The following is a 15,271-nucleotide window of genomic DNA, read 5'->3' on the forward strand; positions in this document are numbered from 1 at the left end:
AGAAGACGCGCTCCTTGGCCCGGGCCTTCTCCTCGTCGCGGCGGCCGCCGCCGAAGACCGCGTCGAACCGGTGCTCGCGGATGGCGTGGACCAACGGCACCGTCTGCAGCGGATTGCGCGTCCCGTCCGGACGCTCGCGCAGCAGTCCCCGGTCGATGAACTCCTGCACCGACGCGACATGCAGGCCCAGCCCGTGCGTCGCCACGATCCGGTCGCGGTGCTCGATCACCTCGGGGAAATTGTGCCCGGTGTCGACGTGCAGCAGGGGAAACGGCACCGGCGCGGGGGTGAACGCCTTCATCGCCAGGTGCAGCATCACGATGGAGTCCTTGCCGCCGGAGAACAGGATCACCGGCTTCTCGAACTCCCCCGCCACCTCACGGAGGATGTGCACCGCCTCGGACTCTAGGACGTCGAGGTGGGTGAGGGCGTCCGGCCCGCCCGCCTTCTCGGCCTCGGCCTCCGCCAGTGCGCTCGATGACGTCATGTGATGCCCCTTCTCTTCAACAAGTACAGCAGTGCCCCCACCGAGTCGTCCACGCCCTCCCGGTGGGCCGCGATGCGCGCATCCGGGCCGGCCGGCACGTCGTAGGGGTCGTCCACCCCGCTGAGTCCGGTCAGCCCACCGGCAGCCTGCCGGGCGTACAGGCCCTTCACGTCGCGGTCGGCGCACACCTCGACCGGCGTGGCCACGTGCACCTCCAGGTACGGCGTGCCGGACGATTCGTGGTGCCGGCGCACCGCTGCCCGGCTCTCGGCGTGCGGCGCGATGACCGGTGCAAGGACGAGCACGCCGTGGGAGGCGAGCAGCTCGGCGACGAAGCCGATGCGGGTCACGTTGGTGTGCCGGTCGGCGCGGGAGAAGCCGAGCCCGGCGGAGAGGAATCCGCGCATCTCGTCCCCGTCCAGCACTTCCACCCGGCGTCCTGCCGCCCGCAACCGCTCCGCCGCCGCGGCCGCGATGCTCGACTTGCCCGCACTCGGCAGACCGGTCAGCCAGACGGTGGCACCCCGCTCCCCGGCTCCGGGCCGAACCGTCATCCCGGCCACCCCGGCACCTCTTTCCCCCCGGGGGGGCCGGGTCGAGTGCCCGCGCGGCGAGCGCGGGCACGAGGCACGGCGCAGGTCAGGACGGCACAAGACATGTTGGCCGCGCCTCCTCCACGAACCGGCCCACCTTGCTGATGACGTCCTCGCCGTACAGGCGCAGAGCCTGCTGGAGGGCGAACTCGCTCATGTAGCGGCGGAATGCGTCCAGCGGCTCTTCGGCGAGGTTCAGCATTCTGCGGTTGGGCACCACTGCCGGGCCGCGCAGCCGTTCGACGGCGCGGGCCACGGCCTCGTCCATCTCCTCCGGCTCCACCACCTCGTCGATCAGCAGCCGGGCGTCGGGCTCTGTTGCCTGAATCCGCCGGCCCTGGAGGATGACCTGCCGCGCTATCCGGGGGCCGGTGGCCCGGCCGAGACGGAAGTTACCGGCTCCGGGCACGATGCCCTCCCGGGCGGCGGGCAGGCTGAGGTAGGCGTCCGACGCGCACAGGACGTGGTCGAAGGCGAACAGCAGCTGTGTCCCGCCGCCGATGGCGAAGGTCTCGACGGCCGCCACCCACGGCTTCTCCACTGTGGGCGAGTGCCAGGGCGCGTCGTCGGTCCGTATCCCCCGGACGAGCTTGTGGATGTACCCGATCTCACGCTGCAGCAGGAAACCCACCAGAGAGATGTCCCCGGCGTGCAGGCTCTTGAGGTTGATGCCCGCACTGAACACCCGTCGGCCCCGGTAGCGCGGGTGGGTCATCGTGCCGCCGCGCAGCACCCCCACCTTCACCTGCGGATCGAGGAGGACGAGGTCGACCGCGGTCTCCATATCGTCGACCTGCTGGTTGTCCTCGGCGTTCAGGCAGTCGTCGCGGCACATCGTGAGGTACGCCGCGCCGTCCCGCCGTTCGACCCGAACCGACTCGGTCTCCAGTACACCCGTGCGCAGGAATTCGGGCAGCAGCCGCAGCGCGCGGGGGGTGGGGCGGAGCATCGTGTCGAGCAGGTGCTCGCCGGCCCTGGGCGAGCCCAGGACGGCGCGCAGAAAGATGCCCTGGTCGATCTCGTAGCCCTCCTTGTCCGCCTGCCGGCGGCCGCGGTCGGCGGCGAGCTGCTCGGCCGTCGGCACCAGCCCGGGGAACTCCGCGGCAGCGGCCTCGACGAGTTCCGCGATCCGCAGTCCCTTGGTGCGGCCGTCCGTCAGACGGTCGTACACTGCGTCGGCCTGCGCCCGCAGGAAGCGCATGCGCATCGTGCGGGCGGCGTCCTTCGCCGCGGCGATCTCCGCCCGTTCGCCGGGCAGTCGTGCGCCGGGTTCGGGCAGCGCGGCCACCAGCTTGTCGACATGTGCGGCCGTCGCCCGCACCGCGGACCAGAGTTGCACGGTCACGACGCCACCTCCACCGGCTCGCGCAGCACCCGGTCGCATGCGGCGAGGTGCGAGCCGAGCGCCTCGTCGAAGCTCGTCGTCGCGGCGTCGAAGTGCAACTGCCTCCGGACGGCTATCTCATCGCCCACCAGCGCGCCCACCAGCGCCACTGCGGCAGCGAGCGCACCCTCGGGGTCCTCGGTCAGTTCATCGGCGACGCCGATCCGCAGCGCCGTGGCGGCGTCGATGGGCTCTCCGAACAGCAGCGCGCGGCGGACCCGGGCGGCCCCGCCCAGCTGGACGAGCCGGTATCCGGCCATGCCCGGCCAGGTCGCGGCGGCGTCCCGGGCCACCAGCAGCCGGGTGTCAGGCGTGACCGTCCGGATGTCGCAGGCGAGGAAGACGTCGAGGGCCGCGCCACCGCAGTCGCCGGACGCCACGACCACCGTGGCCCGCGCGAGCCTCTCCAACCGTCGCAGCGCGCGTTCCCACTTGCTGACCGCGCTCACGTCGAGGCCGCTGGTCCATCCCTCGGCCGGGGCCCCGCTGACCCGTACCACCACGGTACCGGCACCCGCCCGGTCCTCAGCCGTGTCACAGAACGCCTGCACGGTCGCGGCCGTCACCGCCGAAGGCGGTTCGGTGCCGTCGATCACCAGAGTCAGTGCTTCTTCCACAACGTCCTCCGCATTCACCACTGGACCAGCGCCGTTTCGATCGTCGAACCAGGACCCATCGTCATCAGCACGCCGTACTCGCCGCGCTGGGCGACCCCCTCGTCCAGGAGCCGTTCGTACGAGAACAGGAAGGATCCGCTCGACACGTTTCCGTAGTCGCGCAGGACACCGACGGTGTGCCGTACGTCGTGCTTCGTCAGCCTCAGGTTGACTGCGACGGCGTCGATGACCTTCTTGCCGCCGGAGTGCACCAGCCAGTGGGCGATGTCGCTGCGCCGTAGCCCCGTCCCGTCGAGGAGCCTGTTCACAGCCAGCTCGGCATGGGCACCGACCACGTACGGAACATGCGGGTCCAGGTAGAAGCTGAACCGGCCCAGATCCCGGTCCCAGTCGTAGCGCATGGCGTCAATGGCGTCCGGGATCAGGCAACTGGCGAACTTCAGGATCTGCGGTCCTTCGACGACAACCGTCTCGTCCGGGGTGTGCCCCGAACGGATCGCGAGCGCTGCAGCCCCGTCGCCGAACAGGCTGTTGACCACCGCGGTACGCATGGTGGAGTCCATGGCGTAGGCGGCGGAGCACGCTTCCGCGCAGAGCACGACGGCCAGCTCACCGGGGTGGGCGACGGCCCAGCCGGAGACAACGCCCAGCGCGTTGAGGCCTGCGTTGCAGCCCATGCCCACGATGTCGGAGCGACTGCAGTGCCGGTCGATTCCCAGCTCCTTGATGAGCAGGGCGCTCAGTCCCGGAGTGAGCAGCCCGGTGGACGTCACACAGCACAGGTGGCGCAGATCGGAGAGCTCGGCCCCGGCCCGCTTGAGGCAGGCGAGCAGCGCCTCGGCCCCCATCCCGACGGCCTGAGCCTTGTGCTTGTCAAGGAGGTCGCCCTGGGCCTCGTGGACCCGGCCGCCCGCGCCGTCGGGCGGCGGGAGCGTCAGGTGGCGGCGCTCGATGGCGCTGTTGAGGAACACCGAACGGATCTTGGGGTCGGTGATCGCGAAGGTGTCGAGCACCTCCTCCTGGGTGTACGACGCGGTTGGCACCGCCGTCCCCACGCCCAGGGCGCGGGGCCGCAGTGCGGATGCCGGGGTCATCGGAACATCCACCCCCACATACGCGGCTTGCTCCGCGGTCGACGGCACCGGTTCGGGTCGGTCACGTGCATGTCCTCTCTCGCTGGGGTACTGCCCTGTCCGGGCCGGTCAGAGCGCCGCGCACTGCGCCTCGACGAAGCGCACGAGCCGCGCGGTGCCCTCATGGATCTCGGCCGGCGTCAGAGAGCTGATCGACAGCCGGATGGCGTGATCGCCTCCGGCGCCGGGATGGAAGTGCGTCATCGGCGTCCAAATGACGCCGAAGTCCTGTGCACAGAGGGCCAGTTGCTCGCTGCCCACCTTGAAGGGAACCCGCAGGGTGAGGAAGAAGCCTCCGGTCGGCTCGTTCCAGCTCACCCCGAGGGCCGTGCGTCGCGCCTCGGGAAGCCGGGTGTCCAGCTGCCGCAGCATCTCCCGCATCGCGTCGCGGTAGCGCACGGCCGCCCCTGCGTTGAGCTGCGACAGCCGGCCCTGAGCGCCGAGCAGGGCGCCGGCCACCGCCGCCTGGCCGAGCGGGGAGGTGTTGACCGTGACCATGCTCTTGATCTTGGTGAGCTCGGCGGCCAGCAGTTGTTCACCGCCGTCGGCGTCACGGACGCGCTGGTCGGCGACGACGAATCCGACCCGGGCACCGGGAAAGACCGTCTTGGAGTACGAGCCCACGTGCACGACCCTGCGGGCCCGGTCCAGGGACTTCAGGGTGGGCAGCGGTGTTCCGGGACTCACCAGCCGGTACGGGCTGTCCTCCAGGATCAGGAAGTCGTAGCGCTCGGCAAGCCTCAGCAGGTCCTCCCGGGCCTGTGCTCCCATGGTGGCACCGGAGGGATTGGAGTGGTCGGGCACGACGTAGAACGCGCGCGGGCGGCGGCCGCCCGCCAGCTCCTCACGCACCGCGGCCTCCAGATCGGCGGCGCTGAACCCGTCCTCGCGCTCCTCCACCGGGCGGACGCGTACGTCGAGCAGCCGGGCCGCGCCGGTGATCCCTACGTAGCAGGGGCTGGAGACCAGCAGGACGTCGTCGGAGTCCGCGATGAGCGCGCGCAGAACCAGGAGCAGGGCCTCCTGGGCGCCGACGGTCACCAGGATCGACTCGGCCGGCACGTCCGTGTTCTCGTCCACGCGCAGCGAGTCGGCGATGATGTCCCGGATCAGCCCCGCCGTCGGCCCGTACTGGTACAGCGCGGTGCGCAGGTCGTCCGGCGAGCCTCCCCGCTCCGCCAGGTGGTCCAGATACCGGCGGACGTGGCCGATCACCTGCTCGGTGTCGAAGGAGGCGTCACAGGGACGCCCGGGGGCGAACGAGATCGCGTCCGGGTACCGATGGGTTATCTCGTTGAGGAAGTTCATGGTGTCGAGCACCGGCTCGGAGACACTGCCGTGCAGCTCTGCCTTCTCCAGCCAGTCCCGTGGGCGGGTCTCGGTGGACACAGCGATTCCAGGCATGGGCTCCCCTGAGTTCTGATGAGTTTCTTCCCGTGGGCGGCCGCGGTGCGGGGCGGTGTACGCGTGTGGGCGGCGCCGGTCAGGCCGGTGCGGTAAGGCCGGCGCCCGTGCTGCGGTGTCCCGGGTCGGCCACGACCGTCGCGAGCAGTGCGGCGAACCGGTCGCGGACGCGTTCCGCCGTCGACGCGTCGAAGAGCGAGGTGTCGTACTCGAGATAGCCGGTGACGCCGAGCGGGCGGTGCCGGTCGTCGTACTGCTCCGTGAGGCTGATGAGCAGATCGAACTTCGCGGTCGACGTGGCCTCCTCGACGACCGAGACATCGAGGCCGGGCACGGTGAACTCATAGCCCGCGACGTTCTGCAGGACGAGCATGACCTGGAACAACGGGTGCCGGGAGAGGGACCGGGGCGGGTTGACCGCTCCCACGACCTGTTCGAAGGGCACCTCCTGGTGGGCGTACGCGTCCAGGGTCGCCTCCCGCACCCGAGCGAGCAGTTCGGTGAAGGAGGGGGCACCCGACAGGTCCGTCCGCAGGACGACCGTGTTGGCGAAGAAGCCGACCAGGTCGTCGAGTGCCGCCTCGCCGCGCCCGGCCACCACGGTCCCCACGGGGATGTCCTCCCCGGCACCGAGTTCGTGCAGCAGCACGGCCAGCCCGGCCTGGAGAACCATGAACGGCGTGGCGCCATTGCTGCGCGCCAGCTCGACCACGGCCGCCTGGAGTTCACCGTCGAAGCGGATCGGCAGCGCGGCGCCCCGGTGCTCGCTGTCCGCCGGGCGCGGCCGGTCGAAGGGCAGCGCCAGTTCGTCCGGCACACCGGACAGAGCACGTTTCCAGTGGGCGAGTTGACGCGCGGCAAGGCTGTCCGCGTTCCGCGGGTCACCGAGGAGGGACTGCCGCCACAGTGTGTAGTCGGCGTACTGCACGGGCAGACCGGCCCAGCGCGGGGCTTCGCCGGCGCGCCTCGCCGTGTAGGCGATGGCGAGATCACGGCTGAGCGGGGCCTTGGACCAGCCGTCCGAAGCGATGTGGTGCAGCGTCAGCAGCAGCACGTGCCGACGCTCCTCCAGGACGAACAGCTCCGCCCGCAGGGGTATGTCGGCCCGCAGGTCGAAGGGCCGGCGGCCGGACTCGCGGAGCGCGGCGTCGAGTCCCGCGGCGCGGACGTGTCTGACGGGCAAGGCGGGACGCACATCCTCCGGGGCGAGAACCACCTGGTGGGGCTCGCCGGCCTCCTCACCCACGACGGTGCGCAGACTCTCGTGCCGGACGATCACGTCCCGGACCGCTTCGCGCAGCGCGTCCCGGTCCACGTCACCGTCCAAGTGCAGGACGACGGGCAGGTGGTAGAGCGGCGAGGGCCCGTCCCACTGTTCCAGGAACCACATCCGGTGCTGGGCGGCGGACAGCGGGACGCGGGCCGGCCGCGGGTTCCGGACGAGCCGTGGCCGGCCGGGACCGGAGGCCTGCCCCCGAAGGAGAGGGAGCAGCGCGGTGACCGTGGGCGCGCCGAAGATCTGCCGGACGGACACCTCCGTACCGAAGGCGGCCCGCAACTCACCGATCAGCCGGGTGGCGAGGAGGGAGTGGCCGCCGAGGTCGAAGAAGCTGTCGTCCACGCCCACTCGTTCGACGCCGAGAACCACCGCGAAGAGCGCGCAGAGCCTGACCTCACCCTCGGATCGTGGGGCGCGGTAGGCGGCGCAAGTGGTGAACTGCGGGGCGGGCAGGGCCTGGTGATCGATCTTTCCGTGCGGCGTGAGGGGAAGAGCGTCCAGCGCCACGAACGCGGCCGGGACCATGTAGTCGGGCAGGGCGGCCGCGGCATGGTCGCGCAGCGCGTCGGCGCGGACGGCACCGACGCCCACGCAGTACGCCACCAGGCGCTTGCCGCCGTCGGCCTCGCGGGCCGTGACCACGACCTGGTCGAGTCCCGGGAACGTCGACATGACGGTTTCGACCTCGCCCGGCTCGACCCGGAAGCCACGGATCTTGACCTGGCCGTCGGCACGACCGAGGAAGTGGAGGACACCGTCCGCGCCCCGGCGCACGATGTCACCGGTGCGGTACATCCGGCTGCCGGCCGGCCCGCCGGGATCGGGGACGAAGCGCTCGGCGGTGAGTCCGGGGCGGCGCAGGTATCCGCGGGCCAGCCCCGCCCCGGCGATGCACAGCTCGCCGGGTGCGTCGGCCTCGGCCGGGGTCAGCCGCTCGTCCAGGATGTGTGCGCGCATGCCGTCCAGGGGCCGTCCCATGGCGATCTCACCGGCGACCCGGGAGGCATCCGTGTAGGCGTGCTGAGTGGCGTACAGGGTGGTCTCGGTGGGTCCGTACGTGGCGCGAACCACCGTTCCGGGACAGGCTTCCAGAATCCGCCGCACCGCGACCGGGGAGATCACGTCGCCGCCCGTGGACACCTCGCGCAGCCCGCGGAAGGTCTCGGGATCGGACTCGGCGATGGTCCGCAACAGGCCGGCGGTCATCTCCAGGCTGGTGATCCTCTCCGCGCCGAACAGCGCGCGCAGCCGGGGCGCGGACACGTCGTCGTCGGCGGCGATGACGGACGTGGCACCGCGCAACAGGGGCATCCACAGGCCGTGCAGGGAGGCGTCGAACGCGTACGGGGCGATCATCAGAACGCGCTCGTGGTGCCCGGTGCCGAACAAGGAGTCGTCCACCAGGTCGAGCACGTTGCGGTGACTGACGGCGACCCCCTTGGGTGTGCCGGTGGAACCGGAAGTGAACATGACGTACGCCAGTTGGTCCGTCGAGCACACCGCCGTCGACACGGACGCGGCCCCTGGGACATCCGGCCCGTCGACCGGGACCACGGTGATATCGCCCCCCGGAAGCCCCTGAGCGGTAGTCACCGCGTCGGCCAGCAGGACGCGGGCCCCGGTCTCGCGAAGGATTCGTTCCATCCGTTCCACCGGTTGCCCGCTGTGCAGGGGCACATAGCAACCGCCGGCCTTGAGCACCCCCAGAAGGGCCACCGTGATGTCCACACCGCGATCGGTCAGCACGGCGACCGGTGTCTCCCGGACCACTCCGAGATCCGTCAGGACGTGCGCCAGCGCACCGGAACGCCGGTCCAGCTCCCGGTAGGTCAGTTCACGCCCCCGAGAACGCACCGCGACAGCGCCCGGCGTACGCGCGGCTTGTTGCTGGAACCGCCCATGAAGGGATGGCGCATCATGCATCTGGTACCACTCCACATCATGGTCGGGGCAATGCCCTGCAAAAACAGGAGCAGAGGGTGGCCCGGCTGGGAATAATCTCCGCGGAATCTCGAATGAGCGTGAATCGGAGATCTGCTGGTGTCGTGGGCCACCAGACCAGAAACGAAGAGGAGCGTCAACGCGCATTGATCTTTGCGGGCTTCGCGCACGGCCGGCGAAAAGCCCCGTGTCCGGCTCTCATTGCATGAATCGCTCAAGTGACTCCGGGAATCACTTGGACAGTCCGCGACAGTCCGCGCGGACACGGAGCCCTTCGCCGGGGCGGCCCGCTGCGACCCGTGTGCGGGTCAGTCGGCACTCAGCGGGAGGAACCCCAGCTGGATGGCGAGCACTCCCGCCTGGAAACGGCTGCGCGCGCCGAGCTGGGTCATCAGGCCCGACGTGATCCGGCGAGCGGTGCGCGGTGACACCCCGAGGCGCTTGGCGATAGCCTCATCTGTGTGGCCGTGCGCCAACAGCCGGACCACTTCGGCCTGTTGGCCGGTCAGCTGTCCCGGAGCCGGTAGCACGGGCGCCTCAAGCGACTCCGCGGACTGCCACACCCTCTCAAAAAGTGAATGCAGTGCGGCCACCATGCCCGGTGCGCTCACACGAACGGCACCGGCCGCGGTGTCGTCGGCATTGACGGCGATCATCACGGACTTGCGGTCGTAGATGATCATCCGGTTCGGCAGCGACGGGACGGTACGGACTTTGCACCCTTGCTCGATCAGCCAGCGCGCATGGTCTGTCGTCGGCCGGTCGCTGCGAATACTGTCCAGATAGACGGTCCGCATCTGCACGCCGCGCTGCAGCAATTGCTGATTGAGAGGCCGGGACGCCTCCATGTTCGCGGGCTTTTGCGGGCCACCCGGTGCGAAAGTGAGAAGTTCTTCGGCAACCTGACCATTCATGACCGCCAAGTGGTCGCGTATGGCGTCCAGCCCGGACAGATACTCGACCTCCGCCTCGGAGGCTCCGGGCAGCCGACGCTCCTCGTAGGCCAGGATGAATGTGGCCGCGGCGGCTTGGGCCGCCTCCAGTCTCTGCTGGTGCGCGGCGAGTTCGGAGCGCTGACGTGCGATCAGGACATCCATGCCCCGCCGCGGGCTGACCGCGTACACACGGTGAGGGGATTCGGCCGACGCGCGCACGAGGGCCAGCGCGCTCAGCCGGTCGAGCGCGTCCCGGACGACATGCTCCGGCAGACTCAGCCGGAGGCAGATATCGACGACGCCCTCCACCCCATCCAGCAGAGCGCTGTAGACGGACTCGGCAATCGGCTCCAGGCCGAGCGAGCCCATAAGGCCATGCACCAATTCACCATCAACCATTGTTCCCCACCCCGACGACTCATAAATTGGCCAATTCTAATTTACGCGTCGCGTCTGAACGAGGCAAGAAGGTGCCCGATTTGTACAGAGTTTTGTTCATATCAATTCAGATGACCCAGCTCGGAGGAGAAGCGCATCCATGTTTCTCGTCCATGTGACCCTCCGGCCGCGCCGGCCCGAGGCGGAAATACCCGACTCCACCGCCAAGTCGATAACCCTGCTCTGCACGGGCCTGCACGGCTTCGAGCACGCGAGCGTGCACCCGCACGCGCTCCCGCATCCGGTCGTCGCCTTCTACGTGCGGACCGAGTCACTCCTGGAGGCCGAGGCTGCGGCCCGTGCTCTGTGGGACCACGCCAGCTCCGGGCTCGTGGAGCTGCAGGACTGGGAGCTGGTGCGGGCCGAGAGCCCGTTGTTCAGACCGGATCTGCAGCCGGGTCCGCCCTGAGAACTCGTGACAGGATCTCCAGCGAGCCTTCCCTGCGGGCTGTCGGGCAATGATCTCGGCGTGGTGCAGGAGCCCGGGGGGGCCGGCGCGATCGACCGGTTGCCGTCGCCCATCCGCGGAGTGGCCCGGCACAGCCCGTGCTCCGGGTCGAGCCGGACCCGCAGCGGGCGCCGTCGGGACAGCCGCGTTGGGCTGGGCGAGCAGCACGCGGTGCAGTTGGCCGAAGACGCCGGCCCTCCGTCACCGGGCCAGACGCCGTCGGCGCGCCTGCCCGGAGAACCCCGCCTCCATGGGCGGGAGTTGCCAGGCAATGTCCTGGTGCAAGATGCACGTGACGCCCTGCAGGCATAGCCCGCCATCTACCGGTTCGGGCCCTGGCGACCGTTCTGACCAGGGCGGGAGCAGCGGTTCGATCCGTGCCCACAAGTCATCGTCCACGATCCACGGCCGGCTCATCACATCGTCACGCCGGACCGGGGCAAGCCGGCAAGATCCTTTTACGAGCTCCGAGGCTGCGGTGGACGGATTAGGTCATGGCCAGTTTACCTCCCCGCCACCCGCTTTCCCTCTCCACGAACCGACGGCAGTCTCTTCTCCATCAACGAGATCCGGTCCAGGAGATGGAGCATCCGATGACCCACCCGATTCTGCGCAATGTCCTTCGCAGTGCAATTGTGGCCAGTGTCATTTCGACGGGTGCCGGGGTTTCGGCGCAGATCCAGAGCGCCAGACCCCACGGCGTGGAAGTTCACGTGCAGGCAGACGGCACGGAAACACCTTCGGCGAGTGAGAACGACCACGGATGGCAGTGAAACCGGCCAATTTCGGATCTGATGGGATTCACGAAATGGAAATGGTCACGGAGCGAGCAGACTCCGATTATCTGATCAAGCTGCAGTCCCTCACCCATGCGTTGCCCATCGAGCAGGTCCCGGTCAACCAACTACGGACGGGGTTCTCCCCGCGGGTTGACGGCGAGGACGCCGAACACATCCAGATCCTCGCCGAGAACGCCGACGACCTCCCTCCCATCCTCGTGCACCGCGCGAGCATGACGGTCATCGACGGCGCCCACCGCCTGCGGGTGGCCGAACTCTTGGGCACGGACCACATCGCGGTGCGGTTCTTCGACGGTGACCAGGCCGACGCCCTGCTCCTCGCCGTGGCGGCCAACGTCATCCACGGCCGACCCTTGTCCGCGGCCGACCGGTCGGCCGCGGCAGTGCGCATCTTCGCCGCGCATCCGCGTTGGTCCGACCGCGCGGTCGCCGCGGTCGCCGGACTCTCCCCGAAGAAGATCGCGCGGCTGCGGAAGGACTTGGTCCTGCCTCAGTCGGACTCCCGGGTGGGGCGTGACGGCCGGGTCCGCCCCATCGATTCCGCACGGCGGCGGGAACGAGCCGGCGAGCTGCTCCGGAGCAATCCCGGCTCCTCTCTGCGGCAGATCGCGGCAGAGGTAGGACTCGCTCCGGCGACCGTGGCCGACGTGCGGGACCGGATCCGCCGCGGCGAGAGTCCGGTACCGAGCGGCGCACGGGGGCGCGCGGTCCGACCTGCGGAAGCATCCCACCCGACGCGGCAGCCGGGTGCCCGATCCGCCGGAGATCCGGTGCCGGGCGGACGCGCTCCGGCCGACGAGGCGTCGCTGCGCACGGCGCTGGAGGACGTCAGGAAGATCACCGGCATGCTGGCCCGCGATCCCTCCCTGCGGCACAACATGTCCGGACGGTCCCTTCTGCGCCTGCTCGACGTGTGCACACTGATCACCCTGGACCGGCAGAAGATCACCGAGACGGTACCCGCGCACTGCAAGGAATCCGTCGCCCAGCTGGCCCGTGGATACGCCGGAATGTGGCGGTGGCTGGCCGAGGACCTGGTGCGGCAGGTCGAGGAGATGCGCGACCTCGGCGACGACGAGGCGCTCAGCGCGTAACGACCGTACGTGCTCCCTCTTTCTCGGCGAGGAGAAGACCACCTTGGAAGTCATGTACGAAAAAGATGGCCATGTGGCCCGCGTCACGCTCAATCGCCCGACAGTGCTCAATGCGATGAACCTGGCGACCCATGAGCGGCTTGCCGATATCTGGGACGATTTCGAACAGGACGACGATCTGTGGGTAGCGGTGCTGTCCGGTGCCGGTGACCGGTCGTTCTCCGTCGGCCAGGACCTGAAGGAGCTGGAGCGGCGCAACGGAGCGGGGCAGACGACGCCATCGACGTTCGGAAGCCGCGGCATGCCGGGCTGGCCCCGGCTGACCGAACGGTTCCACCTGGCCAAGCCGGTGGTGGCGCGGGTCAACGGATACGCGCTCGGCGGCGGATTCGAGCTGGCGCTGGCGTGTGACGTGATCGTGGCGGCCGAGCATGCCGAGTTCGGGCTGCCGGAAGCCCGGCTCGGCCTGACGGCCGGTGCGGGCGGGGTCTTCCGGCTCACTCGGCAGGCCCCGTTCCGCGTCGCGCTCGGCCACCTCATGACGGGTCGCAGACTGAGTGCCGCTCGTGCATACGAACTGGGTCTCGTCAACTCGGTGGTTTCCGCCGAGGAGTTGGACCCCTGCGTCGACGCGTGGGTCGACGACATCCTGCGCTGCGCCCCGCTTGCGGTCCGCGCGGTCAAGGAGGCCGCGCTTGCCTCTGCCGATCTCCCCCTGGAGCAGGCGTTCGCCACGCGCTACCCGTGGGAGGAACGGCGTATGCACAGTGAGGACGCGAAGGAAGGGCCCCGCTCCTTCGTGGAGAAGCGGCCGCCCCGGTGGCAGGCCCGCTGATCCCACGAGCCGTACCGAGCCACACGGAGCCCCGGACGAGGGGAACCGGAGCACTCTTGAGGATGTCCACGTGACGACACAGGCCAATCCCCGTCCTGTCGCACTGCGGCTCGACAGGCCGGTCGAGCCGTTGCGGCCGCCCACTCCGGGCGAGGCGCTGGTGCGGTTTTTGGACGCGACAGCACAGACTCCGTGGGCGGAACAGCTCGCGCCCTGCGTGCTGGACGCGACGGAGCTGAGGCGGGCGGAGCGGTTCGCCCGCCCCCGGGACCGCGGGTCCTTCCTGGTCGCGCACGTGGCGCTGAGGCTGCTGCTGGGCGCACTGCTCGACACGCCTCCACGGGACCTTGTGATGAGCCGCGGTGCCTGCCCCGAGTGCGGCAGCCCGTCGGGCCGTCCGCTCCTGCGGGGCGGCGGCGCCCACTTCTCGCTGGCGCACAGCCGCGAAGCGGTGTTCGTGGCCTGCGCGTCCACGCCGGTCGGCGTAGACGTGGAGGCGCTGCCGACCCCGCAGGTGGTGACCCAGGTGAAGCACTTCTTCCACCCGGACGAGAACGTCGAACTCGCCGCGCTTCCCCCTGCCGAACGCGCCGCGGCGTTCGCCACCCTGTGGGCGCGCAAGGAAGCTCATCTGAAGGGGGTCGGCGTGGGGCTGGCGCACGACGGCCACCGGCGCTATCTGGGAACCGGCCCGGCAGCCGAGGCCGTCCGCCCTCCCTGGTCCCTCACGGACCTGCCGTCCCCCGAGGGATTCGCCGCCGCGCTCGCCCTGCGCGCCCCCACGGTCAGCTGTTACTGAGCAGGCGCCGGCCGGTGTCCACTACGCAGGCCTCGGCTCGGGAACCGGCGGATCAGGACGGCTTCCCGAGAATCTGCCCGCCGGGGCCGGACCGGCCCGCGGACCGGTGACGATGCGTCGCCGACGCGGCCGAGACCACCGCACTCGCATGCACGCGCCGCTCAGCGACTCTAGGCTGAACCCGCGAAGAGGTCGAGGTACCGGACCGGCCTTCAGGCGATCGGAGATGCATCGGGTATGACCAGCCAATTGTTCGCGGTCTGCTTCAACGCGACGACGCCGTCGGAACTGGCCCGCTTCTGGTCCGGGATCCTGGGTTGGGGGCCGGCCCCCGGATCGGACGACGGCGTGACGATCCGGCCGCCGGAAGACACCGGCTTCCGTATTCGTTTCCTGCCGGGCCACGAACCGAAGACCGCTCAGAACCGGGCGCACTTCGACCTGACGAGCGCTTCCCCCGAGGACCAGCGGCGGACGGTGGCCAGGGCCCTCGAACTCGGGGGAACGCACATCGACGTGGGTCAGCGCCCCGAAGACGGACACGTGGTGCTCGCCGATCCGGAGGGCAACGAGTTCTGCGTCATCGAGGCGGGCAACACGTTCCTCGTTGACACCGGTCCCATCGGAGCACTGGCCTGCGACGGTACTCAAGAGGTCGGCTACTTCTGGAGCGAGGCGCTGCGCTGGCCTCTGGTCTGGGACCAGGACCAGGAAACCGCGATTCAATCGCCGAACGGCGGTACGAAGATCTCCTGGGGCGGCCCTCCGGTGGCGCCGAAGAAGGGCACGAACCGGCTGTACCTCGAGCTGGCGCTGCCTGTGGGCGCGGACCCGGAGGCGGAGGTCGGCCGTCTGGTCTCGCTCGGCGCGGTACGGGCGGACCCGGGCGGCGCCGACGCCGTCCGGGTCCGGATGCTCGATCCCGACGGGAACGAGTTCGTGGTACGGACCTCCCCCTAGGGCCTCTCGTTTGGATCATGCTGGGCTCGCGTGCCCCGGCACCGCACCTCGCGGCGTTCTGCCCACCGGAACGTCAAGTACAAAGAGACGGCGCGGGGCGGGCTCGCGGTGAACATCATCGAGT

General features: G+C 69.9%; 15 protein-coding genes. 6 read left to right on the forward strand and 9 right to left on the reverse strand.

The window, feature by feature from the left end; translation table 11 throughout:
• From cysD to JKV81_RS24835, 8 genes are all read right to left on the reverse strand, one after another.
• Positions 1–487: sulfate adenylyltransferase subunit CysD (cysD, locus tag JKV81_RS24800; RefSeq protein ID WP_202077868.1), on the reverse strand; the 487-nt coding region annotated here is incomplete at its 3' end.
• Positions 484–1,041 (reverse strand): adenylyl-sulfate kinase, encoded by a 558-nt coding sequence (cysC, locus tag JKV81_RS24805; protein WP_202077870.1) that lies wholly within the window; start codon positions 1,039–1,041, stop codon positions 484–486. The genes cysD and cysC, both read right to left, overlap by 4 nt.
• 85 nt (positions 1,042–1,126) lie before the next feature.
• Positions 1,127–2,425, reverse strand: coding sequence for a (3,5-dihydroxyphenyl)acetyl-CoA 1,2-dioxygenase DpgC (gene dpgC, locus JKV81_RS24810; RefSeq protein WP_241748523.1), 1,299 nt, complete (start codon positions 2,423–2,425; stop codon positions 1,127–1,129).
• Complete coding sequence (dpgB, locus tag JKV81_RS24815) at positions 2,422–3,081, reverse strand: enoyl-CoA-hydratase DpgB (protein ID WP_129265535.1); 660 nt, start codon at positions 3,079–3,081, stop codon at positions 2,422–2,424. Before dpgB ends, dpgC begins: the two co-directional genes overlap by 4 nt.
• 14 nt (positions 3,082–3,095) lie before the next feature.
• Positions 3,096–4,175, reverse strand: a complete 1,080-nt coding sequence (gene dpgA / locus JKV81_RS24820) for a 3,5-dihydroxyphenylacetyl-CoA synthase DpgA (RefSeq protein ID WP_129265534.1) — start codon at positions 4,173–4,175, stop codon at positions 3,096–3,098.
• Positions 4,176–4,283: 108 nt separating this feature from the next.
• Positions 4,284–5,618, reverse strand: a complete 1,335-nt coding sequence (locus JKV81_RS24825; protein WP_236057648.1) for an aminotransferase-like domain-containing protein — start codon at positions 5,616–5,618, stop codon at positions 4,284–4,286.
• Positions 5,619–5,697: 79 nt separating this feature from the next.
• On the reverse strand, positions 5,698–8,985 hold the full coding sequence (locus JKV81_RS24830; protein WP_129265533.1) for a non-ribosomal peptide synthetase: 3,288 nt from the start codon (positions 8,983–8,985) through the stop codon (positions 5,698–5,700).
• Positions 8,986–9,146: 161 nt separating this feature from the next.
• The gene (locus tag JKV81_RS24835) at positions 9,147–10,172 is read right to left on the reverse strand and encodes a helix-turn-helix domain-containing protein (RefSeq protein ID WP_129265532.1); all 1,026 of its coding nucleotides are present in this window, start codon (positions 10,170–10,172) and stop codon (positions 9,147–9,149) included.
• A 139-nt stretch (positions 10,173–10,311) separates the two neighbouring features.
• Here JKV81_RS24835 and JKV81_RS24840 point away from each other — a divergent pair, with 139 nt between their 5' ends.
• Positions 10,312–10,620 carry a hypothetical protein gene (locus JKV81_RS24840; protein ID WP_164992714.1) on the forward strand — a complete coding sequence of 103 codons (309 nt, stop codon included), beginning with the start codon at positions 10,312–10,314 and terminating at the stop codon, positions 10,618–10,620.
• Between the two features lie 240 nt (positions 10,621–10,860).
• On the opposite strand, the gene JKV81_RS36855 is transcribed toward JKV81_RS24840, so the two are convergent.
• Positions 10,861–11,076, reverse strand: coding sequence for a transposase (locus JKV81_RS36855; RefSeq protein WP_372444247.1), 216 nt, complete (start codon positions 11,074–11,076; stop codon positions 10,861–10,863).
• Between the two features lie 176 nt (positions 11,077–11,252).
• On the opposite strand from JKV81_RS36855, the gene JKV81_RS24845 reads away from it, so the two are divergent.
• The 5 genes from JKV81_RS24845 (at position 11,253) to JKV81_RS24865 (ending at position 15,147) form a co-directional block, all read left to right on the forward strand.
• On the forward strand, positions 11,253–11,432 hold the full coding sequence (locus tag JKV81_RS24845; RefSeq protein ID WP_129265529.1) for a hypothetical protein: 180 nt from the start codon (positions 11,253–11,255) through the stop codon (positions 11,430–11,432).
• A gap of 35 nt (positions 11,433–11,467) precedes the next feature.
• Positions 11,468–12,553 carry a ParB N-terminal domain-containing protein gene (locus tag JKV81_RS24850; protein ID WP_164992713.1) on the forward strand — a complete coding sequence of 362 codons (1,086 nt, stop codon included), beginning with the start codon at positions 11,468–11,470 and terminating at the stop codon, positions 12,551–12,553.
• Positions 12,554–12,605: 52 nt separating this feature from the next.
• Complete coding sequence (gene dpgD, locus JKV81_RS24855; RefSeq protein ID WP_129267131.1) at positions 12,606–13,388, forward strand: enoyl-CoA-hydratase DpgD; 783 nt, start codon at positions 12,606–12,608, stop codon at positions 13,386–13,388.
• 70 nt (positions 13,389–13,458) lie between these two features.
• A complete protein-coding gene (locus JKV81_RS36720; RefSeq protein ID WP_129265527.1) occupies positions 13,459–14,187 on the forward strand; it encodes a 4'-phosphopantetheinyl transferase family protein in 729 nt (242 codons plus the stop codon).
• A 237-nt stretch (positions 14,188–14,424) separates the two neighbouring features.
• Complete coding sequence (locus JKV81_RS24865; RefSeq protein WP_129265526.1) at positions 14,425–15,147, forward strand: VOC family protein; 723 nt, start codon at positions 14,425–14,427, stop codon at positions 15,145–15,147.
• The last annotated feature ends 124 nt before the right edge of the window (positions 15,148–15,271 follow it).

Origin of the sequence: Streptomyces silvae (assembly GCF_016745505.1) — a bacterium.
In the GTDB taxonomy this organism is placed as follows: Bacteria; Actinomycetota; Actinomycetes; order Streptomycetales; family Streptomycetaceae; genus Streptomyces; species Streptomyces silvae.